Origin of the sequence: Pseudarthrobacter sp. AG30 (assembly GCF_003116525.1) — a bacterium.
In the GTDB taxonomy this organism is placed as follows: domain Bacteria; phylum Actinomycetota; class Actinomycetes; order Actinomycetales; family Micrococcaceae; genus Arthrobacter.
Genome location: NZ_QEHL01000019.1, coordinates 53,568 through 79,980, shown reverse-complemented (window position 1 = coordinate 79,980; position 26,413 = coordinate 53,568). Strand labels below are relative to the sequence as shown.

Below are 26,413 nucleotides of genomic sequence, written 5' to 3'. Positions count from 1 at the left end.
ACCGGAGCCTGTTCGCATAGCCGCGACGCTGGTGAGACGATGGTGCCGTGAACCCTGCCGATAACACCCAGAACTCTGCTTCCCAGCCGCTGGAGGAGCGCGTCAACAACCGCTCTCAGCGGCCCAGTTCCAACGCTTTCAAGGCCTTCATGGCCAGCAACTGGGCGCCGTCCAGCCAGGAACTCCCCCAGCGCGACGCCGTCGCCGGTTACGCCGCAACCCGGCGCAAGGCAATCTCCGCCCTGTTCAAGGGCGAACGGCTGGTCATCCCCGCCGGACCGCCCAAGGTCCGCTCCAACGACTGCGACTACCGCTTCCGGCCGCACTCCGGCTTCGCCCACCTGACGGGCCTCGGCCTGGACCACGAGCCGGACGCTGTCCTGATCCTGGACCCGGTGGAGGAAGGAACCGGCGACGACGGCGGCAACCACCGCGCCACGTTGTACTTCCGGCCGTTGGCGGGCAGGGACACCGAACAGTTCTACGCCGATTCCCGCTCCGGCGAGTTCTGGATCGGGGCGCGCCCCACCCTCGAAGAGTTCCAGGCCCGCCTGGGGCTGCCCACCGCCCACATCGACCAGCTCGAAACGGCCATCACCAAGGATGTCGGCGCTCCCGAGATCGGCGGCATCTCCATCCGCCTGGTCCGCAAGGTGGACGAAAACATCGACGCCCTGGTGGATACGGCCCGGTACAACACGGCGAAGGACCCGGAGAACCTGGACCTTGAGGTCCTGGACGCCCTGGACGAGAAGCTCAGCGAAGCACTCTCCGAGCTGCGCCTGCTCAAGGACGAGTGGGAGATCGAGCAGATGAAGATCGCCGTGTCCGCAACGGTTGAGGGATTCGAGGAGGTCGTCAAGGCCCTCCCCCGTGCGCTGACGCATGCCCGCGGCGAACGGGTAGTGGAGGGGGCGTTCTTTGCCCGCGCCCGCGAGGTGGGCAACGAACTGGGCTACGACACCATCGCGGCCTCCGGCAACAACGCCACCGTGCTGCACTGGACCCGCAACACCGGCCGGGTCCACGCAGGCGACCTCCTGCTCCTGGACGCCGGTGTCGAGGCCGACTCGCTCTACACGGCGGACATCACCCGTACCATTCCGGCTGATGGCACTTTCACCGCTGTCCAGCGCAAGGTCTACGAGGCAGTGCTCGACGCCGCGGACGCCGGCTTCGCCGCAGCGCAGCCGGGGACGAAATTCCGCGACATCCACACCGCGGCAACCACGGTCCTGGCCGAGCGCCTCGCCGAGTGGGGTCTGCTGCCGGTCAGCGTGGAGGAAGCGGTCAGCCCCGAGGGCCAGCAGCACCGCCGCTGGATGCCGCACGGAACGAGCCACCACCTCGGCCTGGATGTGCACGACTGCGCCCAGGCCAAGCGGGAACTATACCTGGACGGCATCCTCACCGAAGGCATGGTCTTCACGATTGAACCTGGCCTCTACTTCAAGGCGGAAGACCTGGCGATTCCCGAGGAATACCGCGGCATCGGCGTCAGGATCGAGGACGATATCCTCATGACCGCCGACGGCCCCGTCAACCTCAGCGCCGCCCTGCCCCGCACGGTTGAAGACGTCGAGACCTGGATGGCCGGCATTTACCGGACCGAAGAGGCCTGACACGGGCACACACGGGAAAAGCGTGGCCACCGGACTGGGTCCGGTGGCCACGCTCTTTTCGTTTCGCCGTCATCCTGCGCGTTCCGTCAGGAAGGCAGGGGTGTCTGCGGAGCTGGCAGCCCTATTGTCCGCTGCCGCCCCGGTGCGTGTCCTCGTCCTTGCCGTACTGCCCTGCGTTGTGCTCCGGGTTGTGGCCCGCTGCGGATTGGGTGGCCGGTTCGTTGGTGTGTTCCAGGGCGGCTGCGCCGTGCTGCGCGGCGTCAGCCGTGGGGCCCTGCGGAAGCCGGACTCCGTACTGGGGGCGGCCGTCCGGCAGGTCGGGGTACCGCACGGTGCGGACCGGCTGTGCCGGCGGCTGCCCGTCGTCATACTGTTGTCCGGCCTGTTGCTGGCTTCCGGCGCCCGGGTAGCCGTGGCCTTCCTGCGGCGGAGCTGCAGTGGGCCGCTGGCCGTAGGGGTCGTTCCACCCGGCGGGCCTGGCCGGTCCTTGGCCAGGCTGCTGTTCCTGCCCCGGCTGCTGCTGGTTCGGCTGGTTGTAATAGTCATGCTGCGTGTACGGGCCGTGCCCGGACGCCGCGTCGGAGCGGGACATCGGCAGCTGCTGCAGCAGGCGCCGGGCCTCATGGGCTGCCTCGGGAGCCACGATGACATCATAGTTCGTGGCCACTACCTGGCTGGTGGAGGTGAAGTCCCGCTTGCCGCGCTGCATGGCGTAGGTGACGATGCCGAAGAGCATGAAGAAGGCCGCACCCATCAGCACCGACGTCATGATCGAGAAGTAGCCGGGCGAGGGCGCAAAGAAGGACAACATGACGCCTACGAAGAGGCCGAACCACATGCCGCTCAGTGCTCCGGAAAGGGCCACGCGGGGGTAGCTCAGGCGTCCCGTCACCCGCTCCACCATCTTCAGTTCGTTGCCCACGATGGAAACCATCTGGACCGGGAACTGCTGGTCCGCGAGGTAGTCAACCGCCTTCTGGGCGTCGAGGTAGGAGTTGTAGGACCCGACGGTGTCACCGGTGGGTACGGCCCGGGCGTCATCCGGTCCGGTGGGGCCGCCGGTCTTGGGAGCACCAAAAATGTTGGACATACACCCATTCTTGCCCATCAAGATGGGTGCTGCCTGTAAATTCAGCTAAAAGAGAGCAGACTCGGTAGCCTGTAGTGGTGAGCACAACACCTACCCGTGTCTTCGTGGCACGCCTCCTGGGCCTGGATGTCTTCGACCCCTTGGGTGACCGCCTGGGCCGGCTGCGCGATGTTGTTGTGCTGTCCAGGGGGACCCAGGGTGCGCCGCATGTGGTGGGTATCGTGGTGGAAGTTCCGGGGAAGAAGCGCGTCTTCGTGCCCATGACGCGGATCACCTCGATCGATCAGACGCAGATTATCTGCACCGGCCTGGTCAACCTGCGCCGGTTCGAACAGCGTGGAGCCGAAACCCTGGTGGTGGCGGAGATGTTCGACCGGCGGGTCACCCTCCGCGACGGCAGCGGCGACGCCACCATCGAGGACATCGCGATCGACCAGCACCGGTCCCGGGACTGGTTCGTCAGCAAGCTCTTTGTCCGGCGCGGCCACTCGCTGTCCCCTTTGAGCCGTTTGCGCCGCAACGAAACCCTGATCATTGACTGGGCGGACGCCCAGCAGGGAGCACGCACCGAGCCGCAGGCAGCCACGCAGTTCGTGGCCAACCACGAAGACCTCAAGCCCGCAGACTTTGCCGAGGCACTGCAGGAGATGAGCGACAAGCGCCGTTTCGAAGTTGCCAGCGAACTGCAGGACGAGCGGCTGGCCGACGTCCTCCAGGAGCTTCCCGAGGACGATCAGGTGGAAATCCTCTCCGCGCTGGATGTCCAGCGCGCCGCCGACGTCCTTGAGGAAATGGACCCCGACGACGCCGCCGACCTCCTGGGCGAACTCCCCTCCGCCCAGGCCGAGGAACTCCTCCAGCTGATGGAGCCCGAAGGCGCCGAGGACGTCCGCCGCCTGCTCGAATACGACGAGGACACGGCCGGCGGCCTGATGACGCCCGTGCCCGTGATCCTGCCGCCGGAAGCCACGGTGGCCGAAGCCCTGGCCCATGTGCGGCGGGAGGAGCTCTCCCCTGCGCTGGCGTCGTCGATCTTCATCGCCCGGCCGCCGCTCGAGACCCCCACCGGCCGCTTCCTGGGCGTGGTGCACATCCAGCAGCTGCTCCGTTTCCCGCCGTTCGAGGCACTGGGCAACCTGGTGGACAAGAACCTCGAGCCTTTGTCCGACCAGGCCCACATCAGTGAGGTGGCCCGGACCCTGGCCACCTACAACCTCAACTCCCTCCCGGTGGTCAACGACGCCGGCCGGCTTGTGGGGGCGGTGACTGTTGATGACGTATTGGATCACTTGTTGCCGGACGACTGGCGCGCCCACGATGGCGAAGCCCCGATAAGAAAGCTCGGTGGCCGCATTGGCTGATAACAGCGCCCCGAAGAACCCCAACCAGCGGAGCCTGGCCAACGCGGAAGCAAAAGGCAGCCTCGACACACCCCTAAGCGCCCGTCAGCGGATCCTGCCCAAGTTCAAGCCGGATCCGGACGCATTCGGGCACGCCACCGAGGGTTTTGCCCGGTTTATGGGCACGCCGCAGTTCCTGGTGTACATGACGGTGTTCTGCATCTTCTGGTTGGGCTGGAACACCTGGGCGCCCGTCGAGTGGCAGTTCGACTCGAGGGACCTCGGCTTCACCCTGCTGACCCTGATGCTGTCGCTGCAGGCTTCCTACGCGGCACCCCTGCTGCTGCTCGCGCAGAACCGCCAGGACGACCGCGACCGCGTCTCGCTGCAGCAGGACCGGCAGCGCGCCGAACGCAACCTGTCCGACACCGAGTACCTCACCCGGGAGTTGGCCTCCCTGCGGATCGCGCTGCGTGAAGTAGCCACCCGTGACTACGTCAGGGCGGAGTTGCGCTCACTCCTGGAGGACATGTTGGAAGCCCAGGAGGAACTCCGGACCCACGACGACTCCGGCCCCGGTTCCCATGAGTCACCGCGGGACAAGGTCAAGGACAAACTGCGTGAGCAGAGGGACCGGCAGCGTGGCCCGCGGACCCAGCAGATCCCCCGGGTCAAGCCCGGCCATTCCACCAACGAACGCTAGGCCGGATCATCCGGCTGCACTTCGCCGCACCAGCACGAAAGCCGAGGCCCCTCACGTGAGCGCCCCCATGGATCCGGCACCATCCAGCAACTCCCCGCTGCTCCAGGCCGTCACCCACGCCCTGGCAACCGTTATTGACCCTGAGCTCCGCCGCCCGATTACCGAACTGGGGATGGTGGACTCCGTCCAGGTGTCCGACGACGGCCGGGTCACCGTCGCAGTCCTGCTCACCATTGCGGGTTGCCCGCTGCGGGACACGATCACAGCCGATGCCCGCAAGGCCCTGTCCGCGGTCCCCGGCGTCACCGCCGTCGACGTCGACCTGAAGGTCATGGACCAAGCCCAGCGGAATGCGCTCAAGGAGAAGCTGCGCGGCCCCGGCGGCGCACGCACCATCCCGTTCAACCAGCCCGAGTCGCTGACCAAGGTCTATGCGGTGGCCAGCGGCAAGGGCGGGGTGGGGAAATCCTCGGTGACCGTAAACCTTGCCACCGCCTTGGCTGCCCGGGGCCTGCGCGTGGGCATCGTGGACGCGGACGTCTACGGTTTCTCCGTCCCCGCCTTGATGGGCATCACCCAGGCTCCCACCCAGGTGGATGACATGATCCTTCCCCCGGTTGCCTACGGTGTGAAGGTCATCTCCATCGGGATGTTCGTCACCGGGAACCAGCCTGTCGCCTGGCGGGGACCCATGCTGCACCGGGCCCTGGAGCAATTCCTCACGGACGTCTACTTCGGCGACCTGGACGCACTGTTCCTGGACCTTCCCCCGGGGACCGGGGACATCGCCATTTCGGTGGCGCAGTTGCTGCCCAAGGCCGAGATCCTGGTGGTCACCACGCCCCAGGCTGCGGCAGCGGACGTGGCCGAACGCGCGGGTGCGATCGCAGCCCAGACCGGCCAGAAGATCGCCGGTGTCATTGAGAACATGTCGTACCTGGACATGCCCGGCGGCGGCAGGATGGAACTCTTCGGAAGCGGCGGCGGGACAGTCCTTACCGGGCGGCTCAGCACCACGCTCGGCGTTCCGGTGCCCCTGCTGGGCCAGATTCCACTGGATATCCAACTTCGCGAGGGCGGTGACGCCGGGGTTCCGATCGTGCTTGGCAGGCCCGATTCCGCGGCAGGGGTGGCGTTGGCAGGTATTGCGGCGCAGCTTGCCGCCACACCGCGGGGCCTTGCCGGGATGAAGCTGGGCCTCCAGCCCCGCTGACCAGCGCCCTAGGTGGCTTCGGTATCGAAGGGAGCGGTTTCGCCCGGGGCAAGCCGCTCCACAACCCGCTCAGGACGGGAAGGTGTGGCGTCGGCCACTGCAGCCGCGCCGGAAACCGCCGCCACCGCGGCCGGGGCTCCCGCACTGACGGGTTTGGTGTCGTCGTCGAACAGTGCTTCCTTGATGATGCGGCGGGGGTCGTACTGGCGGGGATCGTATTTCTTCCAATCGACATCGTCGATGTCGATGCCTACTTCTTCCTTGATTTGCTCACGGGCACCGGAGGCCATCCGGCGGACTTCCTTGACCAGGTTTGCCAGCTTCTGGGTATATTCGGGCAGCCGTTGGGGGCCGATCACGAGAACGCCTATGATCAGCAGAATTATGAATTCCGGGCCGTTGATACCAAACACTTTAGGAAGATTACCCTCTCCGGGCTGCCAGTGACGATTCCCGTCCGGCTGACGTGGAAACAGTCCGCGTCACGGGGTGAACAGGGCTGCGATCTTGCTGATGCCGCGCTCCAGCCGTGACTCCAGCGGCTCCCCGGACTTTCCTGCGGACGGTTCTGGAACGGAGGCCGCAACACCCTCGGTGGCGGCATCAGCGACGTTCTTGAGGATCGGAAGGGCGTCGTCGGCCCGCGCCGCAGGAAGGTCCGAGCGGTAGGTGATGGTGAGGCCGGCGGTCCGGTAGGTCGCAGACGCCGGGGTCAAGGACCACGCCTGCGACGTCCCGGCACCCGGTTTGGACGGGTGCTGTTCGGTGACCGTGGCGTGATGGGCACCGTCGGTAAGGCGCAGCTCCACCGCCGGTTGTCCTTCCACCAGCACCGCCCGTGCGGCTTCGAGGTGGAATCCCATGGCCTGCAGTTCCGGGCAGGCCCAGCCTTCAGAACGCAGCGAGGCCAGTTGGGCGGGATCCAGCGGGCGCCCATCCGTTGGGCTCTGCGAGGAAACGTGGGAAAACGCCGCCTCCGTTCCTGACGGTTCCCCCGCCACCGGATCCCCCGCTGCGGTGAACGCCCCCACGGCGAGCACGCCGGCCGCGGCCATGGTCCCTCCCGCGGTGAACGCCAGGGCCCGGGCGGCCATCCGGCTTCCGGTGGGGCCCGCGGGTGCTTCAGGCTGCGCCGCAAGTTCGTGGGTGCGCGCCAGAAGCCGTGCCGTCAGGTCCTCGCTGGCGGGCGGGACCGGCGCTTGGCGGAGGCGCTCAAGGTACTGCCGTTCCCGGCGGACAGTGGCGGCACACTCCTGGCACGCCTCGAGGTGGCTGCCGGAGCGCTGGTGCTTGCCGCCGAAAGGAAACTGGGACCTCATGCGCCGATCAGAGGATGCCCGCTATGCGCGGCATGGAGAGCTTGCGGCGTCCCTGGTGCGGGCGCGGGTCACGGTGTGCCAGCTTTTCCCGCAGCATGGTCCTGCCGCGGTGGATACGGGAACGGACGGTGCCGAGTTTGACGCCGAGCGCCTCGGCCACTTCGTCATAGGACAGGCCTTCGAGGTCGCAGAGGACGACGGCGGCACGGAAGTCCGGCGGGAGTTCCTCCAGCGCTGCCTGGACATCGAGGTCCAGGTTGTTCAGCTCGAAGCTCTGCTCGGGGCCCGGTTCGCGGCCGGGCAGCCGGGACTCGGCGTCCTCCGCCAGGGCGTCGAACCGGATGCGCGTCTTCCGGCGCGCCTGGTCGAGGAACAGGTTGGTGGTGATGCGGTGCAGCCAGCCGTCCAGGGTGCCCGGCTTGAAGTTTTCCAGTGAACGGAAGACGCGGACGAACACCTCCTGGGTGAGGTCCTCGGCGTCGAACTTGTTCCCGGTCAGGCGGTAGGCCAGCCGGTAGACCTTCGCGGAGTGATTGGTGACCACTTCTTCCCAGGTGGGACGGACCCACTCATCATCGGGATTGTTGACTGCAGGGACAGGTGCCACAACTGAAGATGACATCGTCCACTCCCCTCGTGGAATGCTAACGCCCGGATACTGTTGACATCTCTGATTCGGCGCCGGTCACCTTTTGGATGAGCGGATTCCAATCATGTCAAACTTGGCTGGGAATTTCCTGACCGCAGGGTAACTTCAGCCTTCGGCGCAACAGCCTCTTCCCGGGCCGGCGGGGCCGGACACAGTAGGCTAAAGGGGACATTCCCCCTTCACGCCCAGAAAGCGATAATTCATGAGCGCCGACAAGTCCAGCAGCTGGTCCTATGCAGAAGATCTGCCCGCTGAGGATGAGGTCATGCTTCGGGCCCGGGAACGTTCCTTTGAATTGGGCGTGAGTGCCATCAGCCCCGGTGTCGGCGCGGTCCTGACGGTCCTTGCTGCCGCGTCGAAGGCGCAGACCGCCGTCGAGATCGGCACCGGCGCCGGTGTCTCCGGCGTCTGCCTGCTGCGGGGCCTTGGCCCGCACGCTGTCCTGACCACCATTGACGTGGACGTCGAACACCTGCGCGCGGCCCGCGAGGCGTTCACCGAGTCCGGCAGTCCGGCAAACCGCACGCGCACCATTTCCGGCCGGGCCGGCGATGTCCTGCCGCGCCTCACTGACGGCGCGTATGACCTGGTCTTCATCGACGCCGACAAGCCCGGCCTGCCGGGCTACGTCGAGCAGGCCATCCGGCTCCTCAAGAGGTCGGGCCTGTTGATTATCAATGACGCCCTGGACAAGGACAAGGTGGCCAACCCGGCCGGCCGCGAGGCCACTACGGTGGTGCTGCGCCAGGTGGGAAGGGCCATCCGCGACGACGACCGGCTGGCGTCGGCGATGCTCCCCACCGGCGACGGCCTGCTGGTCGCCGTCAAGAAGTAGGCCGGAAACAGGACAGGGTCCGCGGCACGAGGCCACGGACCCTGTCCGGCACGACTATTCGGTAACGCCCACCAGGCATTCCTTGAGGTTGGCTGCTTCGGCAGCGTTCAGCTCGACCACGAGGCGCCCGCCGCCTTCGAGCGGGACGCGCATGATCAGGCTGCGGCCCTCCTTGGTGACTTCCATTGGGCCGTCGCCGGTACGTGGTTTCATAGCCGCCATGAGGAATTCCCCTCCATTTTGTTCCAGGACTGATCAGCCCGGGCGGGCTGGGTCCGCATGTCGATCAAGCGGCTGTGGCGGGGTGGTGCTCCCCCCGCCGAGGCTGCGCGTTTTCTGGATGCTTGTGTCCTTGCTTACTTACTATTATCGCGGATTTACCCGCACGTAGCTAATCGATGGACATTTCCGTGCGCCGGGCATTCCCGGCCTGACCTGCACGGAAGCCCCTCCCGCTAGGGCGGATAATCGCCGCCTCCCGGCAACTGGGCCCAGGCCCACAGCCACACGATCCACACGATCTGCAACAGCACGAACATGGCCACCACGGTTCCGCGGTAAGCCCGGGACCGGGAAAGGAAGGCAGCGCCCAGGGCCAGCGGAAACAGGGGCAGCAGCATCCTGAACGTGCTGGTCTGCGGGTGGAGGAACATCAGCAGGTAGCCCATGTAGCAGGCACACCACAGCCGGAGTTCGGCACCGAGCCGCACTACCGGGGGAAGGAACAGCATCACGCCGAACAGTGCCACAAAGACCAACGGCGCCAGCAGGCCAAGGACGGGGCCGAAAAGTTCGACGCCGGTATCGAACCAGGGCTTGAACGGCACCAGGTCCTGCCCCCGCCACACAGTTTCGGTCTTGGTGTAGGCCTGTGGGTCACCCGTGGCGGCCCACGCGGCAGCAGGCCAGACCAGTGCGGACACACCTGCGACGGCGGTGAGTCCAGTCAGCGCGGCGAGGTCCCGCACCGAGTGGGATTCTTCTTCCGTTCCCGGCGCGGCGCCGCCCCGGAGACGGTCCACGGCGCGCCAGACCAGCAGCAGGCCCACCATGGCCGCAAAGGGCACGCCCACGGGCCGCGACAGGCACAGCACGAACACCACCGGCATGGCCCACAGGTATTGGCGGCGCAGCACCAGCAGGAGGGCCCACGCAAGCAGCAGGAGGGACAATGGTTCGGCGTACGGCACCTGCAGCACGGCCGAAACGGGAAAGGTCGAGAAGAACGCGACGCCCCACATCGCCTGGCCATGGTCCGCCCGCTGCCGGAACAGGACGTAGGCCAGCAACGCGGCGCCCCAGCCGGCCAGCATGGCGATCACGGTCAGCGATGCGGCGGAATTCATGCCGGTGAGGCGGCTGAGCCCGCCGGCCAGCGCGGGAAAAAGCGGGTAGAAGGCCCACGTGTTTTCCTGCACGTTTCCGGCGGCGTCCGTGGGGAGCACGGAAGGGTAGCCATCGGCGATGACCGTGGCGTACCAGCGGGCATCCCAGATGTTGATGAAATTCCAGTAGTCCGGCTTCGGCGGGAACCAGGGGTTGACGCCCTGGTGGAGCGCGGCGGCCATGAAGATGCACGCCGAGACCAGGCGGGCGGCGGCATACAGGACAGTGGTTTGGATCCACCACGGCCAGCCGCGGACGGCGGAAGCAGCCCGGAGTGCGGCAGTGTGGGCAGATGCCAGGGGGCTGCGGCGGTCCACCGTGCTCACGGGCCGCCCGTCCCCGGCACGGCGGTCCCGCGGGCGGCCTCGTCCGCGTCCGCGGAGGTGCCCGGGTCAGCCGGTGCCGGGTTCGCGGGGGCGGCCGGGCCGGCGTCGGAATCCGGTTCCGGTACGTCGCCTTCCATCGCAGCCAGCCGGCTGCGGAGCTCCGCCACTTCCCGGTTCCTGGCGGCGAGTTGGTCCCGCAGGTCCTCCAGGACCTGGTCCACCTGGTCCATCCGGTAGCCGCGCAGCCCGAGCGAGAACCGTAGTTGGTCCACGTCCTCAGGTCCGGCGTGTGCCGGCAGCAAGACCGGTGGGAGGTTTGCGGGCGGGTCCTCGAGGCCGGCACCCAGCAGTGCAGGCAGCCCGGCACCGCCGGTACCGCGGGAGCGCCGGCCCAGGCCGGCCCACAGGACCGCCGCCACCAGGACCACGGCGAGGAATACCAGAAAGAAACTCACTGTCCCATCGTGCCAGATCCATCCCGCCGGTCCGCGGCCCACGGCACGGAACCGGGCCAGGCCGTGGCCCCTGTACTACTCCGGCCGCTGCTCACCATTCATGGACGGGGTCACGGCAACGTGAAGCACACGGTCCACCGCTTCGGCGGGATCGTCAACTAGCTGGATCAGGTCCAGGTCCTTCTCCGAGACCATTCCCTCGGCCACCAGGGTGCCCCGGATCCATTCGATCATCGGCCCCCAGAATTCGACGCCAAGGAGCACGATCGGGAACGACGTCACCTTCCGTGTCTGGACCAGGACCATGGCCTCGAACAGCTCATCCAGGGTGCCCAGGCCGCCCGGCAGCACGATAAAGCCCTGCGCGTACTTGACGAACATGGTCTTGCGGGCGAAGAAATAGCGGAAGTTGATACCCAGGTCCACCCACTGGTTCAGGCCCTGCTCGAAGGGCAGCTCAATGCCCAGGCCCACGGATACGCCGTTGCCTTCCACCGTCCCCCGGTTGGCCGCCTCCATGGATCCGGGGCCGCCGCCGGTGATAACCGCCACCCCGGCCTCGGCGAGCTTGCGCCCCACCTCGACGCCCATTTCGTAGTACTTGCTGCCGGGCTTGGTGCGGGCGGAACCAAAAACGCTGACGGCCTTTCCAATGTCCGCCAGCGCACCGAATCCTTCGACGAATTCGCTCTGGATCCGCAGGACCCGCCAGGGGTCGGTGTGGACGAACTGGCCGGGGCCTTTGGTATCGAGCAGATGCTGGTCGGACATTTCCACGGCGGCCTGCTTGCGGCGCAGTTCAAGGGGCCCTTTGCGGCGTGGCTGGGTTGTCTTGGCCGGATCAGCGTTGGTACTCATTCCCCTAGGCTAACCTCCGACTCCAGGTATCTCTTGAATCACGATCGGCATGAACTTGGGGTGATTGGCGTCATAACCCACCGTTGTTCGCTAGATTCTTTCCTATGACTACTCATGTGCCCGGCGATGCCCTCGTCTCCCTGAACGCCGTTAATAAGCATTACGGCCAGCTGCACGTTCTGAAGGACATCAACCTGCAGGTCCGCAAGGGCGAGGTTGTTGTGGTCATCGGACCTTCGGGCTCCGGTAAGTCCACCCTCTGCCGCGCCATCAACCGCCTGGAAACCATTGAGGGTGGAACCATCACCATCGACGGGAAAGTCCTGCCCGAGGAAGGCAAGGAACTGGCCCAGCTCCGCGCCGATGTTGGCATGGTCTTCCAGTCTTTCAACCTTTTCGCACACAAGACCATCCTTGAAAACGTGACGCTCGGGCCCATCAAGGTCAAAGGCGTTTCCAAGACGGCCGCGGAGAAAGATGCCATGGCACTCTTGGAACGGGTAGGCGTAGGGCACCAGGCGCCCAAGCTTCCCGCCCAGCTTTCCGGCGGACAACAGCAGCGCGTCGCCATCGCGCGCGCCTTGGCAATGAAGCCGAAGGTCATGTTGTTCGATGAACCCACGTCCGCGCTCGACCCCGAAATGATCAACGAGGTCCTGGACGTCATGGTCCAGCTGGCCAAGGAAGGCATGACCATGATCGTGGTCACCCACGAGATGGGCTTCGCCCGAAAGGCTGCTGACCGCGTGGTCTTCATGGCAGACGGCCAGATCGTGGAGGACGCCACCCCGGAGGAATTCTTCAACAACCCGAAGAGCGACCGTGCCAAGGACTTCCTCTCGAAGCTCCTCACGCACTGATCCCCAAGCAACCACACTCAGTTCGCATCCAGGCCGAGAACCCAACGGCCATCAATGAAAGGAATGTCATGAAGGCATTTATGTCCCGACGAAAGTCCTTCGTCGTGGCGGCTACAGCCGCCCTCGCCCTGTCCCTTAGCGCTTGCGGTGGCGGAGACTCCGGAGGCTCAAGCAACCCGAGCCCCGTCGAGAAGCCGTCGTTCGCAGCCGGTACCACCATGGAGAAGCTGTCCTCCGCCGGCACCATCAAGATCGGCACCAAGTTCGATCAGCCGCTGTTCGGCCAGGTCGGCCTGGATGGCAAGCCCGTCGGTTTCGACGTTGAAATCGGCAAACTGATCGCCGCCAAGCTGGGCATCGCCGCTGACAAGATCGAATGGTCCGAAACTGTCTCCGCAAACCGCGAGCCCTTCATCGAACAGGGCAAGGTGGACATCGTCATCGCGACTTACACCATCAGCGACAAGCGCAAGCAGGTCGTTGACTTCGCCGGCCCGTACTACGAAGCAGGCCAGGCCTTGATGGTGAACAAGGACAACGACTCCATCAAGAAGCCCGAGGACGTCAAGGGCAAGAAGGTGTGCTCCGTAACCGGCTCCACCCCCGCTGCGACCATCGTGGACAAGTACGGCGCCGAACTGGTGCCTGCCGCTACCTACTCCGCCTGCCTGGAGCCGCTGCGCAACAAGCAGGTTGAAGCCGTTACCACTGACAACGTGATCCTCGCCGGGTTCGTTGACAAGGAGCCGGACGCTTTCAAGCTTGCATCAGAAGAAACCTTTACCAAGGAGCCTTACGGCATCGGCCTGAAGAAGGGCGACACGGAGTTCCGTAACTGGATCAACGACCAGCTTGAGTCCTTCGAGAAGGACGGTTCTTACAAGAAGGCCTGGGAAGCCACCGCAGGTTCAGTCATCAAGACTGCACCGAGCCTGCCGGCCATCAACCGCTACTGAGCAGCGTTCCATAGGTGCCGGGGCCGCCAAGCAGCCCCGGCACCACCGCCTTCACTCCGTCCACGCATACAGCCGAAGGATCTTATGGACGTCATCATTGAAAACCTGCCCTTGTATTGGGAGGGTTTTCTCCGCACTCTTTTCCTTTCCGTCGTATCGGGTATCTTCGCGCTGATCCTCGGAACGTTGCTGGCCGCAGCGCGGGTATCCCCGGTGGCGGCGTTGCGCGGTTTCAGCACCGTCTACGTGGAAGTACTCCGCAACACACCGCTGACCATCGCGTTCTTCTTCGCGGCGGTCGTGCTCCCCCGCCTCGGGGTCAAATTTGAGCAGTTCGAGGTCGCCGCAATTATCGCCCTCAGTACGTACACGGCCGCGTTCATCGCCGAAGCTGTCCGGTCGGGCGTCAACAGCGTGCCCGTGGGCCAAGCCGAAGCAGCCCGCAGCATTGGCATGAAGTTCAGCCAAGTACTCTCGCTCATCATTCTTCCGCAAGCACTGCGGACGGTGATCCCGCCGCTGATCAACATCCTGATCGCGCTGGTGAAGAACTCATCCGTTGCCGGCGCCTTCTTTGTCCTGGAGCTGTTCGGCTATGGCCGGCAACTGGCCAACGCCAACGGTGACGCGGTCATCACAGTCCTGTTGGGCACGGCTTTCTTCTATCTGCTCCTCACCGTTCCGCTGGGAATCCTCGCCAACACGGTGGAACGAAAGGTGGCGATTGCCCGATGAGCTCCGTCCTGTATGACGTCCCCGGCCCCAAAGCACGCCGGGTTTCACTCATTGCTTCAATCATCGGCGGTCTCCTGATCCTTGGCCTGCTGGCCTGGGTGGTCATGACCTTGGCCCAGCAAGGCATCTTCGAGGGCCGCCGCTGGCAGATTTTCACCCGCGCCGATGTTTGGCGGCTTCTCGGCAACGGCCTTGGTTCGACCCTGTCCGCAGCCGCCCTGGCAGCAGTCATCGCATTTCCGCTTGGCCTGCTGCTATGCCTCCTGCGGATTTCAGACGCGGCGGTCATCCGGATACCCATGCGCATCATCCTCGAATTCCTTCGCGGTATGCCCGTTGTCCTGATGATGCTCTTTATCCTCCTCGGATTCGGTACGTCCGCATTCATCGCTGTCGTTGCCGGCCTGGTCCTCTACAACGCAGCGGTGTTCGCTGAAATCATCCGTGCCGGTATCCAGTCCCTCCCCAAAGGACAGCGCGAAGCCGGCCTGGCCATTGGCCTGACGAGCTTCAAATCCCGGATGCTGATCGAACTGCCGCAGGCGATCCGGCGCATGATGCCGTCCCTTGTAGCGCAGATGGTGGTCCTCCTGAAGGACACCTCGCTGGGTTACATCGTGGCCTACGGCGAGCTGCTGCGGGCGGTGCAGGTCATGGCGGACTTCCTGGGAACGCAGTACCTGTTCCCGATCTTCTTTGTGGCGGCAGCGATCTACATTGCCATCAACATCTCCGTGTCCAGGATTGCGGTGTGGATCGAACGCCGCGGCTCCCGGAAGGCAGCTGGCGGCGTGGCAACTGCAAACACGACGGCGGACCTTCAGGTCGGACACGCCGGACCCGTTTAGCACACCCTGAACAAAGAGCAGGTCCGCAACTCCCGGGAGTTGCGGACCTGCTCTTTTTAATACAAACAGTATTATCCGGCGAGCCAATCCTGCAGCGCCCGGAGGCAGGCGCGGATTGCGTCGGCGGATACGTGTTCGTTGTCCTTGTGCGCCAGCAGCGGGTCGCCCGGGCCGAAGTTCACCGCCGGGATGCCCAGCTCACTGAAACGGGCGACGTCGGTCCAGCCGTACTTGGGCTTGGGCTCGGCTCCCACGGCGGCAACGAAAGAGGCGGCAGCAGGGTGCTGCAGGCCGGGGCGGGCGCCGGCGGCGGCATCGGTGCGGACCACGTCGAAGCCGGCAAGCAGCTCACGGACGTGGGCTTCCGCCTGGTCCGGGGTCTTGTCCGGGGCGAACCGGTAGTTGATCTCCACCACGCAGCGGTCGGGGATGACGTTGCCGGCCGTACCGCCGTTGATCTTCACCGCGTTAAGGCTTTCGCGGTAATCCAGGCCGTCAACGGTGACGGTACGTGGTTCATAGGCGGCCAGGCGCGCCAGGATGGGGGCCGCGGCGTGGATGGCGTTGCTGCCCATCCAGGCGCGTGCGGAATGGGCGGCTTCACCGGAAGTGCTGGCCTCGAACCGGCTGGTTCCGTTGCAGCCGCCTTCCACCGTGCCGTCCGTGGGTTCCAGCAGGATGGCGAAGTCCCCCTGCAGGAGGTGGCCGTGGTTGCGGACCAAACGTCCCAGTCCGCTCTTGACCGCCTCCACTTCCTCGTGGTCATAGAAGACGAAGGTGACGTCGCGTCCGGGCTGGGCGCCGCCGTCGAACATTCCTGCTGCCAGCGCCAGCTGGACCGCCACGCCGCCTTTCATGTCCGTGGCTCCGCGGCCGTAGAGGATGCCTTCGCCAGGAACGCCGGAGTCCCAGCTGGACGGGACCGTCCCCCTGGAACCTTCCGTCAGGGGCAGCGGGACCGTGTCCAGGTGTCCGGCGAGGATGACGCGTTCGCTGCGGCCCAGTTCCGTGCGGGCAACGATGGCGTCCCCGTCCCGGACCACGGTCAGCTGGGGAATCCCCCGCAAAGCGGCTTCCACGGCGTCCGCGAGCTGCTTCTCATTGCCCGACACGCTGTTGATGTCCATCACCGCGGCAGTCAGCAACGCCACGTCCTGGCGCAGGTCAAGGATGGACAGGGACGAGTCAGGGGCGGTTTCAGCAGTCACGAAGCCAGTCTAGTTCGAACGGGCTGCCCGCCCCTCGATAGACTGGAGCACATGACTGAGACCGCTTCCTCTGCCGTGCCCGAAACCCTCACCCCTGACACCGATGACCGTTCCGCCCACGGCTTTGGCGTCGCCACCATCGCCACCGGCGATGCAAGCGTCCTGGACGTCTGGTTCCCGGCACCGGCGCTTGGTGTCGCCGCCGAGAACCTCCGCTCGGTGGAGCACGCCGACGAAACCCTGACCCGCATTGCCGAGAACGGCGCTGACGAGGACCGCGGTACCGAGCAGAAGGTCGTGTTCGTCCAGATCAACCTCGATGAAGCCCCCGCGGACACCGCCGACGCCTACCTGCGCCTGCACCTCCTCTCGCACCGTCTGGTCAAGCCCAACACCATCAACCTCGACGGCATCTTCGGCAAGCTCCCCAACGTCGTGTGGACCAACTTCGGGCCCGCCGCCGTCGAAGGCTTCGAACTGACCCGCGCCAGGCTCCGCCGGCGCGGCGCCGTCACCGTCTACGGCATCGACAAGTTCCCGAGGATGGTGGACTACGTGGTGCCCACCGGCGTGCGGATTGCCGACGCCGACAGGGTCCGCCTTGGCGCGCACCTGGCCGCCGGCACCACCGTCATGCACGAGGGCTTCGTCAATTTCAACGCCGGAACCCTGGGGACCTCCATGGTGGAAGGCCGCATTTCGGCCGGCGTCGTGACCGGTGACGGCAGCGATGTCGGCGGCGGCGCATCCATCATGGGTACCTTGTCCGGAGGCGGCAAGGAAAAGATCACTATCGGTGAGCGTGTGCTGCTCGGTGCCAACTCCGGCGTGGGTATCAGCATCGGCGATGACTCCGTTGTCGAAGCCGGCCTCTACGTCACGGCCGGCACCCGGGTGCGCATCCCCGGTCCCAAGGACGAGGTCGGCGAAGACACCACCAAGATCGTCAAGGCTGCTGAACTCTCGGGCGTGCCCAACCTGCTGTTCCGCCGCAACTCCACCACCGGCGCCGTCGAGGCGCTCCCCCGCGCCGGCCAGACCGTCGAGTTGAACGACGCCCTGCACGCCAACTGATCCGCCGGTGGGACGAAGACGCGGCCTGCGCCGCCTGGCGGTCCTCCTGCTGGCCCTCGCGCTGGCAGCGGGCGGCATTTATACCGCTGTGTACTTCGTGCAGCGTTCCGAAACCCTCGTTTCGGAACGCTGTACTGCCTCTGCGGGCAACCGCAGCGGGGAGCTGGCACCGGACCAGGCGGCCAACGCCGCCCTCATCACCGCCGTGGCGGTGCGGCGTGGATTGCCGGCCCGCGCTGCCACCATCGCACTCGCCACCGCCATGCAGGAGTCGAAGCTGCGCAACATCGGGCACGGGGACCAAGCCGGTCCGGATTCGCGGGGGCTCTTCCAGCAGCGGCCCTCCCAGGGTTGGGGCAGCGAAGCGCAGATCATGGACCCGTACTACGCCGTCAACGCTTTCTACGACGCTTTGGTGAAGATTCCAGGGTACGAGGCGCTCGACATCACCGATGCCGCCCAGCGGGTTCAGCGCTCGGCCCATCCCGGCGCTTACGCCCAGCACGAGGACATGGGCCGGGCGTTTGCCTCCGGCCTGACCGGCCAGACACCGGAGGGGGTCAAGTGCACGCTGCGCTCGGCCACCGCCACAGGGAATGCGGCCGCGGTGGCGGGCGAACTGGAGCAGGCCTACGGTGGCGTGGATTCCCAGGCAGACGGCGCCACCCTGGTAGTGGAAGCCGACGGGGAGATGGCGTGGTCCATTGCCCAGTGGGCAGTGGCCAACGCCAAGGACCTGGCGGTGACCCGCGTTGATGTTGCCGGGCGGACGTGGCAGCGTTCAGGAGGCGACTGGCAGGATTCCACCACGGCAGCTGGGCAGGTGCGCATCACGCTGCGGCAGGGCGACGGCGGCAGTTGAGCCCCCGGGGTCAGACCAGGATTTCCAGCACCGGCTGGACGTAGCTGCGGAACAGCTCCGGCTGGCCCATCAGTTCCTGGCTCATGATGATCTTGTCCGGTTCCAGGTACCACGCCCGCTGCTCGTCCAGCGGCAGTTCGATGATGGTCAGGCGGAAGTCCCGCGAATCGCGCCCGATTTCCATCAGCCTGTCATCCACCATCTCCGCAAGCAGTTGGTCGGTGCCGCTGGCGACCCGTTCCCCCTCCAGTTCGGCATACTCGCTCCTGCGTTCCCTGGCCCAGGTGAGGGCTGAGCCGAAGTGCGCCTGCAGGACACGCTGCAGGGCCGGGGAGTTGCCGAACGCCTCAAAATCCGGTGGAGAGAGTTCGGGCACCGTCTGCGGGTGCGCCTTGAGCAGTTGGTCCCACCAGGCCTCCCATTCGGTCTTCAGTGCGCTGAGTCCACCAACCTCCGCGGTCAGGTGGGTGTGGTCGGCGGACCTGATCTTGGGAGCCGCGTGGGACAGCACGGGACGGCCCACGCCGTTGAGGGCCGCCGCATCCCGGACGTAGAGCGCAATCATCATCGGTCCGGACGTGTCCGTGGTGATTTGCCATCCTGAACCGCTTGCGTGGTGCATTCAAAGTCCTTCCCTGGCCGCCTTCCGCCGGACATCATGAGGCTGTCCGGCGTACCGGCTTTCAGTCTATTCCCGCAGGCCATCCGCGGTAGTGCCGGACATGCTCCGGGTACCGGTCATCGGGCAAGGCTGTCCAGGTGCCGGTCAAGGACATCGCGGCACATTTGCGCAGTCATCCAACCCGGCTGCAGCAACGCGTGCATGCACAGGCCGTCCAGGGTGGCCAACAACCGCTCCGCCTCCAGTACCAGGTTGTCCTGCGGTTCGTCCGGCAGCAGCGCGGCAACCACCGTCCCGACGACGGCGGCGACCTCCCGGTGGCTGCGGTCCGCCACGCCTGCAAGGAACGGCCTGATCCGCGCTGCGTTCTTGAAGGCCAGCCAGGCGCAGGCCTCCACCGCGCTCTCCTGGTCCAGCGGCAGCAATCCGCCCAGCAGGGTTAAAACGGCCTCGCGGTGCTCCGGGCTGCCCGGGACGGCCCCGTCCACAGCGGGCAGCAGTTGCTGGAGCCGTCCGACGATGCGGTCCACCACCGCGCCGAACGAGAAAGCGAGGAGTTCTTCACTTCCCGCAAAGTAGTGCCGGACGGAGCCCACCGCCAGGCCGGCCTCGTCAGCCACTTCACGCAGCGAGGCGCGCTCCAGCCCGTCAACGGCGATTATCCGGAGAACCGCCTGGACCACGTCCTGCCGCCTGGCATCTGCATCAACAATTTTGGGCACCCTCCTTATTAGCACACTTGTGCTTCTTTCCGGGTGTCACATCGCGCCCGCCATCCGGAAAGCAGGGGCGGCCGGCGCCTGCCGTGGGATAGCGTTGGGGCATGAGAATCTTGGTTACAGGTGGGACCGGCTACATCGGTTCCCACACTGTTCTTTCCCTGCAGGAAGCCGGCCACGAGGTCGTTGTCATCGACAACCTGGTCAACTCGAGCGAAGAGTCGCTGCGGCGGGTTGCCGAGCTCAGCGGCAAGGCCGCCGAGTTCCACCACGTCGACCTGGTGGACGAAGCTGCCGTCGAAAAGGTGTTTGCGGGCGCCGCCATCGACGCCGTCATCCACTTCGCCGGCCTCAAGGCCGTCGGTGAGTCGGTCCGGGAGCCGCTGAACTACTACTACAACAACCTGGTGGGCACGCTGAACCTGATCCGCGTCATGGACCGGCACGACGTCCGCTCCATCGTGTTCAGCTCCTCCGCCACCGTCTACGGTGAGCACAACCCCATTCCGTACGTGGAAAAGATGGAGATCGGTGCCAACAACCCCTACGGGCGCACCAAGGAGCAGATCGAGGACATCCTCTCGGACCTTGGCGCAGCGGACACCCGCTGGCACATAGCACTCCTGCGCTACTTCAACCCGGTGGGCGCGCACCCGTCCGGCAGGATCGGCGAAGACCCCCAGGGCATTCCCAACAACCTGGTTCCGTTCATAGCCCAAGTGGCCGTGGGCCGGCGCGAAAAACTCATGGTGTTCGGTGGCGACTACGACACCCCGGATGGAACCTGCCTGCGGGACTACATCCACGTTGTCGACCTGGCCGAAGGACACGTGGCTGCGCTGAACCACATTGCCGCCCGCACCGGAGTCTTCCGCTGGAACCTGGGCTCCGGCAAGGGGTCCTCCGTCCTGGAGGTCCTGCGGTCCTTCGAAAAGGCCGTCGGCAAGCCCATCCCCTACGAGATCACCGGCCGCCGCGCAGGAGACCTGCCGGCGTTCTGGGCCGACGCCACGTCCGCGCTGGCGGATCTGAGCTGGTCCACCACCAAGACGGTGGACCAGATGTGCGAGGACCACTGGCGGTGGCAGAAGAACAACCCCCAGGGCTACGCCTCGTAGTCCCCTTGAATATGGCACAACGCGAAGCGGCCGCCCACCTTGGAAAGGTGGGCGGCCGCCGTCGTTATGGCCGGTTTCAGCGTGCCGGGTAGTCACGCTCCGGCTCACCGATGTACAGCTGGCGCGGGCGGCCGATCTTGGTGTTGGGGTCGCTGATCATTTCACGCCACTGCGCGATCCAGCCGGGCAGGCGGCCGATCGCGAACAGGACCGTGAACATCTTCTCGGGGAAGCCCATGGCCTTGTAAATCAGGCCGGTGTAGAAGTCCACGTTCGGGTAGAGCTTGCGCTGGATGAAGTAGTCGTCGTTGAGAGCCTTCTCCTCCAGGCGGAGTGCGATCTCCAGCAGCTCGTCGTTGCCGCCGAGCTTGGTGAGGATCTCGTGGGCCGTGGCCTTGACGATCTTGGCGCGCGGATCGTAGTTCTTGTAGACCCGGTGCCCGAAGCCCATCAGGCGGACGCCGTCTTCCTTGTTCTTGACCTTCTCCATGTAGTCCTCGGGCTTGAGGCCCTCGGCCTGGATCTGGCGGAGCATCTTCAGGACGGCCTCGTTGGCGCCACCGTGGGCGGGGCCGAAGAGGGCGTTGATGCCTGCCGAAACCGAGGCGAAAAGGTTTGCGTTGGAGGAGCCCACCAGGCGCACCGTGGAGGTGGAGCAGTTCTGCTCGTGGTCCGCGTGCAGGATCAGGAGCAGGTCCAGCGCCTTGACGATGACCGGGTCCAGCTCGTACTGCTCTGCCGGCAGGCCGAAGCTGAGGCGCAGGAAGTTCTCCACGAGGTTCATGGAGTTGTCCGGGTACAGCATCGGCTGGCCGATGGACTTCTTGTGCGCGTAAGCGGCGATGACCGGCAGCTTGGCCATCAGACGGATGGTGGAAACCTCCACCTGCTCGGCGTTGAACGGGTCCAGCGAGTCCTGGTAGAACGTGGACAGCGCGGATACTGCGGAAGAAAGCACCGGCATGGGGTGCGCGTCACGCGGGAAGCCGCCGAAGAAGCCCTTGAGTTCCTCGTGCAGCAGGGTGTGCCGCCGGATCTTCTGGTCGAACTCATCCAGCTCGGTGGGCGTCGGCAGGTTGCCATAGATCAGCAGGTAGGACACCTCAAGGAAGCTGGAGTGCTGCGCCAGCTGCTCGATGGGGTATCCGCGGTAGCGCAGGATGCCCGCATCGCCATCGATGTAGGTGATTGCCGAGGTGGTTGCTGCGGTGTTCATGAAGCCGGGGTCAAACGTCACGGCGCCGGTCTGCTTCAGCAGCTTGGAGACGTCGTAACCCTCGTTCCCTTCAACAACCTGGATGCGCGGGAGCTTCAGCTCGCCACCTGCATGGAGCAGGGTCGCAGCATTGTTGGTCTCAGTCATGGAGTCCCCTTCATGAGGCGTCTGGGCCTCTGTCGAAAGCTTGATCCAACATCAGGTGAGCCGCGCACTGATCCTGAGAAGACAGGTTCCAACACCCGGGCTGCCTTCTTGTAGAAAGCCACCATTGATAGTCACTTAAAAACTACCGCTCCTTGGCGGGTGTCACTAATCCGCAGCCCGCCGAGACAGCCTAAAATGCCCCGGATGTGGGACGAGTCACACGAATATTACGTGCTCCTAGGAACCCGCTCCTGACAGCCTCGCCACCGCTGCGTCAATGCGTTCGTCCGTGCCGGTCAGGGCAACCCGGACAAAACCATTGCCGGCATCACCGTAGAAGACGCCGGGTCCCACCACGATGCCCCGGTCCGCGAGGCGGTCCACCGTGTCCCAGGTGTCCTCCCCGGCAGTGGACCAAAGGTACAGTCCGGCGTCGGATTCCTTGATCTCGAGGCCGAACGCCTGCAGCGCGGGCACCAGCCGCTCACGCCGGCCCCGGTAGAGGTCCTTCTGCGCCTCAACGTGCACGTCGTCGCCCAGCGCCACCCGCATGGCCTCCTGGACCGGGTACGGAACGATCATGCCCGCATGCTTGCGGCTGTTGACCAGGTTGGGCATCAGGTCCGGGTCACCGGCCACGAAGGCCGCCCGGTAGCCGGCCAGGTTGGACTGCTTGCTCAGCGAGTAGACCGCCAGCAGGCCCTGGTGCGAGCCGCCCGCCACGCGTGGATCAAGGATGCTGGGAACGCGACGGCCGCCGCGCTGGACGTCCCAGTCCCCCCAGCCGAGCTCCGCGTAGCATTCGTCCGAGGCCACCACGGCACCCAGTTCCCGGGCCTGGACCACCAGCGCCCTCAGGGACCCGGCATCCCGCACGCTGCCGGTGGGGTTGCCGGGCGAATTGACCCAGATCAGGCGCACCCGGGCGCGCGTGGCGTCGTCGAGTTCGTCCAGGTTATCCGTCGCCACCGAGGTGACGCCTGCAAGGGTTGCGCCGATATCGTAGGTGGGGTACGCCACCTTGGGACGGACGACGACGTCGCCCGGCTTGAGGCCCAGCAGCAGCGGAAGCCAGGCAACGAGTTCTTTCGAACCCACGGTGGGCATGATGTTGCGGGGATCCAGGCCGGACACTCCGCGCCGGCGTTCGAACCAGCCGGCAATGGCGTCCCGGAGCGCCGGCGTGCCGTGCACGGTGGGATAGCCGGGGGCATCGGCGGCAGCCTTCAAGGCGTCCTGAACCAGTGCCGGGGTGGGATCCACCGGCGTGCCGATCGACAGGTTGACAGCCCCGCCGGGGTGCCTGGACGCCTTGGCCAGATAAGGTGCCATAGCCTCCCAGGGGTAGTCGGGCAGGGCCAGGCCAAACGAATTCACTGCTGCTGTCACGGCGCTCGTCCGGGTCAGTGGTCTTGGTTCTGCGGCGGCAGAGCGGCGATCATCGGGTGGTCCTTGCCCGTGTTGCCGATCTTGGCCGCGCCGCCCGGAGACCCGAGGTCATCGAAGAACTCGACGTTCGCCTTGTAATAGTCGGCCCATTCATCCGGAGTGTCATCCTCGTAGTAGATGGCTTCCACCGGGCAGACCGGTTCGCAGGCGCCACAGTCGACGCACTCGTCCGGATGGATGTACAGCGAACGCTCGCCCTCATAGATGCAGTCCACGGGGCATTCTTCGATGCATGCCTTGTCCTTAACATCCACACACGGCTGCGCGATTACGTACGTCACGTCCCTGGCCTCTCCACGTTGGGTTCCGGCGACCCGCCGGTTCTTGCATCCGGCAGCACGGCCGGACTCTTGACATCTGAGCCTATTATCTCCCAGCACGTTCCCGCGAACCTAGCCGGCACCCTAGTATGAACTGGTGAGTCTGCCTGCTGCCGCGCCCGCCCGGTTCCTGACCGCTGCGGCCCCGGGTACCCGCGTCGTGGTCCGTTACCGCATCGACGGAGGCCTGACCGACGCCCTGGGCCACCTGCTGGCATGCGACGCCGGTTCCTGCACCATCCGCACCCGCCGGGCCGACGTCGTTATCCCCCTGGAACGCGTGGTGGCGGCCAAGGAGGTTCCGCCCGCTCCCCCGCGGCGCCCCGCGCGGTGACGGCCGCCCCCCGCGCCACCCCTCGCGCCACAGGCTCGGGGTTGCTGCGCAGCACGGACATTAAAGCGGAACGGATGTTAAAGCAGAATGCCACCGGTGCAGTACCGGTGGCATTCGTGGTGTTCAGGCGTTGTTATGCCTTGGCGCGGGCGCGGTTGGCCTTGGCACGCTCGTTGGTGTCCAGGATGACCTTGCGGATGCGGATGGCCTCCGGGGTCACCTCGACGCACTCGTCCTCGCGAGCGAATTCAAGCGACTCTTCGAGGGTCAGGTCGCGCGGCGGCGTCAGGTTCTCAAAGGTGTCGGAGGAAGCGGCACGCATGTTGGTGAGCTTCTTTTCCTTGGTGATGTTGACGTCCATGTCATCGGCGCGGGAGTTCTCGCCAACGATCATGCCCTCGTACACCTCGGAGGTGGGCTTGACGAAGAAGGAGCCGCGTTCCTGCAGGTTGATCATGGCGAACGGGGTCACAACACCGGCACGGTCGGCAACCATCGAACCGTTGGTACGGTACTCGATGGGACCGGCCCAAGGCTCGTAGCCCTCGGAGATGGAAGCGGCGATGCCTGCACCGCGGGTGTCGGTCAGGAACCGGGTACGGAAACCGATCAGGCCACGGGCCGGGACGATGAACTCCATGCGGCACCAGCCGGTGCCGTGGTTGGCCATGTTGGTCATCCGGCCCTTGCGGGCGGCCATGAGCTGCGTCACGGCACCCAGGTATTCCTCGGGAACGTCGATGGTCATGTGCTCCATCGGCTCGTGGATCTTGCCGTCCACCAGCTTGGTCACAACCTGCGGCTTGCCGACGGTAAGCTCGAAGCCTTCGCGGCGCATCTGCTCCACCAGGATGGCCAGCGCCAGCTCGCCACGGCCCTGGACTTCCCAGGCGTCGGGACGCTCGGTGGGGAGCACCTTGATGGAGACGTTACCGATCAGTTCCTTATCCAGGCGGTCCTTGACCTGGCGGGCAGTGACCTTGGCACCCTTGACCTTGCCGGCCAGCGGCGAGGTGTTGATACCGATCGTCATGGAGATCGCGGGATCATCCACCGTGATCAGCGGCAGCGGCTGCGGGTTCTCGGCGTCCGTCAGGGTCTCACCAATGGTGATCTCCTCGATACCGGCGACGGCCACAATTTCGCCGGGGCCGGCGGATTCGGCCGGCACGCGCTCCAGCGCCTTGGTGGCCAGCAGTTCGGTGATTTTGACGTTCTTGAGCTCACCGTTGGCGCGCGCCCAGGCAACGGTCTGGCCCTTGCGCAGGGTGCCGTTGTAGATGCGCAGCAGTGCGAGGCGGCCCAGGAACGGGGAGGCGTCGAGGTTGGTGACGTGCGCCTGCAGCACACCCTCCGGGTTGTAGGTGGGGGCCGGGATGTGCTCGATGATGGTCTTGAAGAGCGGCTCCAGGTCCTCGTTCTCCGGAGCGGTGCCGTCGGCGGGCTGCTCGAGGGAGGCGCGGCCAACCTTGGCTGCGGCGTAGACGACCGGCACTTCGAGGATCTTGTCCAGGTCCAGGTCCGGCACTTCGTCCGCGAGGTCGGAGGCGAGGCCCAGGAGCAGGTCCATGGACTCGTGGACGACCTCTTCGATGCGCGCGTCAGGGCGGTCGGTCTTGTTGACCAGCAGGATGACCGGCAGGTGCGCGGCGAGTGCCTTGCGGAGCACGAAGCGGGTCTGCGGCAGCGGACCTTCGGAAGCGTCCACGAGCAGCACGACGCCGTCGACCATGGACAGGCCGCGCTCCACCTCGCCACCGAAGTCGGCGTGGCCCGGGGTGTCGATGACATTGATGGTGATGGTCTCGCCGTTGGAGGACGGACCGTTGTAAGCCACCGTGGTGTTCTTGGCCAGGATGGTGATGCCCTTTTCACGCTCCAGGTCACCGGAGTCCATCACACGGTCTTCGAGGTGGTTGTGCTCGGCAAAGGAGTTGGTCTGCTTGAGCATGGCGTCGACCAGGGTGGTCTTGCCGTGGTCAACGTGGGCCACAATCGCGACATTGCGGAGGTCACTGCGGGATGCAGTGGCCACCGCGGTGTTGGTGGTGGTTTCAGACATGCGTAATTGCTCGATTCAGTGGAGTCAGCTGTTGTATCGCGACATTTCCAACTGGAACGCACGACGGACAAGGCCCTTGGCACAGGG

28 protein-coding genes are annotated in these 26,413 nt (G+C 65.6%); 13 read left to right on the top strand and 15 right to left on the bottom strand.

Annotation, left to right across the window (positions count from 1 at the left end; all coding sequences use genetic code 11):
- The first annotated feature begins 47 nt into the window (after positions 1-47).
- Positions 48-1,622 carry an aminopeptidase P family protein gene (locus DC347_RS16705; protein WP_109863739.1) on the top strand — a complete coding sequence of 525 codons (1,575 nt, stop codon included), beginning with the start codon at positions 48-50 and terminating at the stop codon, positions 1,620-1,622.
- Positions 1,623-1,743: 121 nt separating this feature from the next.
- Here the strand turns inward: DC347_RS16705 and DC347_RS16700 are convergent, their stop codons facing one another.
- Entirely contained in the window at positions 1,744-2,712 is a 969-nt protein-coding gene (locus DC347_RS16700) for a general stress protein (RefSeq protein WP_109863738.1), read from the bottom strand.
- Between the two features lie 77 nt (positions 2,713-2,789).
- Here DC347_RS16700 and DC347_RS16695 point away from each other — a divergent pair, with 77 nt between their 5' ends.
- The 3 genes from DC347_RS16695 to DC347_RS16685 all read left to right on the top strand — a co-directional run bounded on the left by DC347_RS16695 (position 2,790) and on the right by DC347_RS16685 (position 5,968).
- Positions 2,790-4,073: a CBS domain-containing protein gene (locus DC347_RS16695; RefSeq protein ID WP_026264267.1), complete on the top strand. Its 1,284-nt coding sequence runs from the start codon at positions 2,790-2,792 to the stop codon at positions 4,071-4,073.
- A 34-nt stretch (positions 4,074-4,107) separates the two neighbouring features.
- On the top strand, positions 4,108-4,755 hold the full coding sequence (locus tag DC347_RS16690; RefSeq protein ID WP_231369833.1) for a DUF1003 domain-containing protein: 648 nt from the start codon (positions 4,108-4,110) through the stop codon (positions 4,753-4,755).
- 67 nt (positions 4,756-4,822) lie between these two features.
- Positions 4,823-5,968: an Mrp/NBP35 family ATP-binding protein gene (locus DC347_RS16685; protein ID WP_109863737.1), complete on the top strand. Its 1,146-nt coding sequence runs from the start codon at positions 4,823-4,825 to the stop codon at positions 5,966-5,968.
- 8 nt (positions 5,969-5,976) lie between these two features.
- On the opposite strand, the gene DC347_RS16680 is transcribed toward DC347_RS16685, so the two are convergent.
- From DC347_RS16680 to sigE, 3 genes are all read right to left on the bottom strand, one after another.
- Positions 5,977-6,381: a Sec-independent protein translocase TatB gene (locus DC347_RS16680; RefSeq protein WP_109863736.1), complete on the bottom strand. Its 405-nt coding sequence runs from the start codon at positions 6,379-6,381 to the stop codon at positions 5,977-5,979.
- 69 nt (positions 6,382-6,450) lie between these two features.
- On the bottom strand, positions 6,451-7,287 hold the full coding sequence (locus DC347_RS16675) for an anti-sigma factor (RefSeq protein ID WP_109863735.1): 837 nt from the start codon (positions 7,285-7,287) through the stop codon (positions 6,451-6,453).
- A 7-nt stretch (positions 7,288-7,294) separates the two neighbouring features.
- The gene (gene sigE / locus DC347_RS16670) at positions 7,295-7,909 is read right to left on the bottom strand and encodes an RNA polymerase sigma factor SigE (RefSeq protein WP_109863734.1); all 615 of its coding nucleotides are present in this window, start codon (positions 7,907-7,909) and stop codon (positions 7,295-7,297) included.
- A 229-nt stretch (positions 7,910-8,138) separates the two neighbouring features.
- Here sigE and DC347_RS16665 point away from each other — a divergent pair, with 229 nt between their 5' ends.
- Positions 8,139-8,771, top strand: coding sequence for an O-methyltransferase (locus tag DC347_RS16665; protein ID WP_018760302.1), 633 nt, complete (start codon positions 8,139-8,141; stop codon positions 8,769-8,771).
- A gap of 54 nt (positions 8,772-8,825) precedes the next feature.
- Here DC347_RS16665 and DC347_RS16660 read toward each other — a convergent pair whose 3' ends face one another.
- From DC347_RS16660 to DC347_RS16645, 4 genes are all read right to left on the bottom strand, one after another.
- The gene (locus DC347_RS16660; protein WP_009357720.1) at positions 8,826-8,993 is read right to left on the bottom strand and encodes a DUF3117 domain-containing protein; all 168 of its coding nucleotides are present in this window, start codon (positions 8,991-8,993) and stop codon (positions 8,826-8,828) included.
- Positions 8,994-9,226: 233 nt separating this feature from the next.
- The gene (locus DC347_RS16655; protein WP_018760304.1) at positions 9,227-10,483 is read right to left on the bottom strand and encodes a hypothetical protein; all 1,257 of its coding nucleotides are present in this window, start codon (positions 10,481-10,483) and stop codon (positions 9,227-9,229) included.
- Positions 10,480-10,938: a DivIVA domain-containing protein gene (locus tag DC347_RS16650; protein WP_018760305.1), complete on the bottom strand. Its 459-nt coding sequence runs from the start codon at positions 10,936-10,938 to the stop codon at positions 10,480-10,482. Before DC347_RS16650 ends, DC347_RS16655 begins: the two co-directional genes overlap by 4 nt.
- A 75-nt stretch (positions 10,939-11,013) precedes the next feature.
- Positions 11,014-11,796 (bottom strand): TIGR00730 family Rossman fold protein, encoded by a 783-nt coding sequence (locus DC347_RS16645; RefSeq protein ID WP_018760306.1) that lies wholly within the window; start codon positions 11,794-11,796, stop codon positions 11,014-11,016.
- A gap of 104 nt (positions 11,797-11,900) precedes the next feature.
- Between DC347_RS16645 and DC347_RS16640 the strand changes: the two genes are divergently transcribed.
- The 4 genes from DC347_RS16640 to DC347_RS16625 all read left to right on the top strand — a co-directional run bounded on the left by DC347_RS16640 (position 11,901) and on the right by DC347_RS16625 (position 15,195).
- The gene (locus DC347_RS16640; RefSeq protein WP_026264268.1) at positions 11,901-12,656 is read left to right on the top strand and encodes an amino acid ABC transporter ATP-binding protein; all 756 of its coding nucleotides are present in this window, start codon (positions 11,901-11,903) and stop codon (positions 12,654-12,656) included.
- A 68-nt stretch (positions 12,657-12,724) separates the two neighbouring features.
- Positions 12,725-13,612 carry a glutamate ABC transporter substrate-binding protein gene (locus DC347_RS16635; protein ID WP_018760308.1) on the top strand — a complete coding sequence of 296 codons (888 nt, stop codon included), beginning with the start codon at positions 12,725-12,727 and terminating at the stop codon, positions 13,610-13,612.
- An 84-nt stretch (positions 13,613-13,696) separates the two neighbouring features.
- Complete coding sequence (locus tag DC347_RS16630) at positions 13,697-14,347, top strand: amino acid ABC transporter permease (protein ID WP_018760309.1); 651 nt, start codon at positions 13,697-13,699, stop codon at positions 14,345-14,347.
- On the top strand, positions 14,344-15,195 hold the full coding sequence (locus DC347_RS16625) for an amino acid ABC transporter permease (RefSeq protein WP_018760310.1): 852 nt from the start codon (positions 14,344-14,346) through the stop codon (positions 15,193-15,195). Before DC347_RS16630 ends, DC347_RS16625 begins: the two co-directional genes overlap by 4 nt.
- 71 nt (positions 15,196-15,266) lie before the next feature.
- Here DC347_RS16625 and dapE read toward each other — a convergent pair whose 3' ends face one another.
- Positions 15,267-16,403 carry a succinyl-diaminopimelate desuccinylase gene (gene dapE, locus DC347_RS16620; protein ID WP_109863733.1) on the bottom strand — a complete coding sequence of 379 codons (1,137 nt, stop codon included), beginning with the start codon at positions 16,401-16,403 and terminating at the stop codon, positions 15,267-15,269.
- A 51-nt stretch (positions 16,404-16,454) separates the two neighbouring features.
- Between dapE and dapD the strand changes: the two genes are divergently transcribed.
- On the top strand, positions 16,455-17,477 hold the full coding sequence (gene dapD / locus DC347_RS16615; protein WP_109863732.1) for a 2,3,4,5-tetrahydropyridine-2,6-dicarboxylate N-succinyltransferase: 1,023 nt from the start codon (positions 16,455-16,457) through the stop codon (positions 17,475-17,477).
- Between the two features lie 7 nt (positions 17,478-17,484).
- The gene (locus DC347_RS16610; RefSeq protein ID WP_109863731.1) at positions 17,485-18,339 is read left to right on the top strand and encodes a hypothetical protein; all 855 of its coding nucleotides are present in this window, start codon (positions 17,485-17,487) and stop codon (positions 18,337-18,339) included.
- Positions 18,340-18,349: 10 nt separating this feature from the next.
- Here DC347_RS16610 and DC347_RS16605 read toward each other — a convergent pair whose 3' ends face one another.
- The gene (locus DC347_RS16605; RefSeq protein ID WP_109863730.1) at positions 18,350-18,961 is read right to left on the bottom strand and encodes a hypothetical protein; all 612 of its coding nucleotides are present in this window, start codon (positions 18,959-18,961) and stop codon (positions 18,350-18,352) included.
- 116 nt (positions 18,962-19,077) lie between these two features.
- Entirely contained in the window at positions 19,078-19,683 is a 606-nt protein-coding gene (locus DC347_RS16600) for a TetR/AcrR family transcriptional regulator (RefSeq protein WP_109863729.1), read from the bottom strand.
- 101 nt (positions 19,684-19,784) lie between these two features.
- Between DC347_RS16600 and galE the strand changes: the two genes are divergently transcribed.
- Positions 19,785-20,798, top strand: coding sequence for a UDP-glucose 4-epimerase GalE (galE, locus tag DC347_RS16595; RefSeq protein WP_109863728.1), 1,014 nt, complete (start codon positions 19,785-19,787; stop codon positions 20,796-20,798).
- Between the two features lie 76 nt (positions 20,799-20,874).
- On the opposite strand, the gene DC347_RS16590 is transcribed toward galE, so the two are convergent.
- From DC347_RS16590 to fdxA, 3 genes are all read right to left on the bottom strand, one after another.
- Entirely contained in the window at positions 20,875-22,161 is a 1,287-nt protein-coding gene (locus tag DC347_RS16590; protein WP_018760317.1) for a citrate synthase, read from the bottom strand.
- 237 nt (positions 22,162-22,398) lie between these two features.
- Positions 22,399-23,550 carry a succinyldiaminopimelate transaminase gene (dapC, locus tag DC347_RS16585; protein WP_109863727.1) on the bottom strand — a complete coding sequence of 384 codons (1,152 nt, stop codon included), beginning with the start codon at positions 23,548-23,550 and terminating at the stop codon, positions 22,399-22,401.
- 14 nt (positions 23,551-23,564) lie between these two features.
- The gene (gene fdxA / locus DC347_RS16580) at positions 23,565-23,891 is read right to left on the bottom strand and encodes a ferredoxin (protein ID WP_009356972.1); all 327 of its coding nucleotides are present in this window, start codon (positions 23,889-23,891) and stop codon (positions 23,565-23,567) included.
- Between the two features lie 136 nt (positions 23,892-24,027).
- On the opposite strand from fdxA, the gene DC347_RS16575 reads away from it, so the two are divergent.
- Entirely contained in the window at positions 24,028-24,264 is a 237-nt protein-coding gene (locus DC347_RS16575; RefSeq protein ID WP_109863726.1) for a hypothetical protein, read from the top strand.
- A 133-nt stretch (positions 24,265-24,397) separates the two neighbouring features.
- On the opposite strand, the gene typA is transcribed toward DC347_RS16575, so the two are convergent.
- Positions 24,398-26,326 carry a translational GTPase TypA gene (gene typA / locus DC347_RS16570; RefSeq protein ID WP_109863725.1) on the bottom strand — a complete coding sequence of 643 codons (1,929 nt, stop codon included), beginning with the start codon at positions 26,324-26,326 and terminating at the stop codon, positions 24,398-24,400.
- Between the last annotated feature and the right edge of the window lie 87 nt (positions 26,327-26,413).

Coding starts and splice junctions, on each gene's coding strand:
- sigE (WP_109863734.1), bottom strand. CDS start 7,909: ATGTCATCTTCAGTTGTGGCACCTGTCCCTGCAGTCAACAATCCCGAT.
- DC347_RS16630 (WP_018760309.1), top strand. CDS start 13,697: ATGGACGTCATCATTGAAAACCTGCCCTTGTATTGGGAGGGTTTTCTC.
- DC347_RS16700 (WP_109863738.1), bottom strand. CDS start 2,712: ATGTCCAACATTTTTGGTGCTCCCAAGACCGGCGGCCCCACCGGACCG.
- galE (WP_109863728.1), top strand. CDS start 19,785: ATGAGAATCTTGGTTACAGGTGGGACCGGCTACATCGGTTCCCACACT.
- DC347_RS16605 (WP_109863730.1), bottom strand. CDS start 18,961: ATGCACCACGCAAGCGGTTCAGGATGGCAAATCACCACGGACACGTCC.
- DC347_RS16665 (WP_018760302.1), top strand. CDS start 8,139: ATGAGCGCCGACAAGTCCAGCAGCTGGTCCTATGCAGAAGATCTGCCC.
- dapD (WP_109863732.1), top strand. CDS start 16,455: ATGACTGAGACCGCTTCCTCTGCCGTGCCCGAAACCCTCACCCCTGAC.
- typA (WP_109863725.1), bottom strand. CDS start 26,326: ATGTCTGAAACCACCACCAACACCGCGGTGGCCACTGCATCCCGCAGT.
- DC347_RS16635 (WP_018760308.1), top strand. CDS start 12,725: ATGAAGGCATTTATGTCCCGACGAAAGTCCTTCGTCGTGGCGGCTACA.
- DC347_RS16640 (WP_026264268.1), top strand. CDS start 11,901: ATGACTACTCATGTGCCCGGCGATGCCCTCGTCTCCCTGAACGCCGTT.
- DC347_RS16625 (WP_018760310.1), top strand. CDS start 14,344: ATGAGCTCCGTCCTGTATGACGTCCCCGGCCCCAAAGCACGCCGGGTT.
- DC347_RS16675 (WP_109863735.1), bottom strand. CDS start 7,287: ATGAGGTCCCAGTTTCCTTTCGGCGGCAAGCACCAGCGCTCCGGCAGC.
- DC347_RS16645 (WP_018760306.1), bottom strand. CDS start 11,796: ATGAGTACCAACGCTGATCCGGCCAAGACAACCCAGCCACGCCGCAAA.
- DC347_RS16590 (WP_018760317.1), bottom strand. CDS start 22,161: ATGACTGAGACCAACAATGCTGCGACCCTGCTCCATGCAGGTGGCGAG.
- DC347_RS16685 (WP_109863737.1), top strand. CDS start 4,823: ATGGATCCGGCACCATCCAGCAACTCCCCGCTGCTCCAGGCCGTCACC.
- DC347_RS16660 (WP_009357720.1), bottom strand. CDS start 8,993: ATGGCGGCTATGAAACCACGTACCGGCGACGGCCCAATGGAAGTCACC.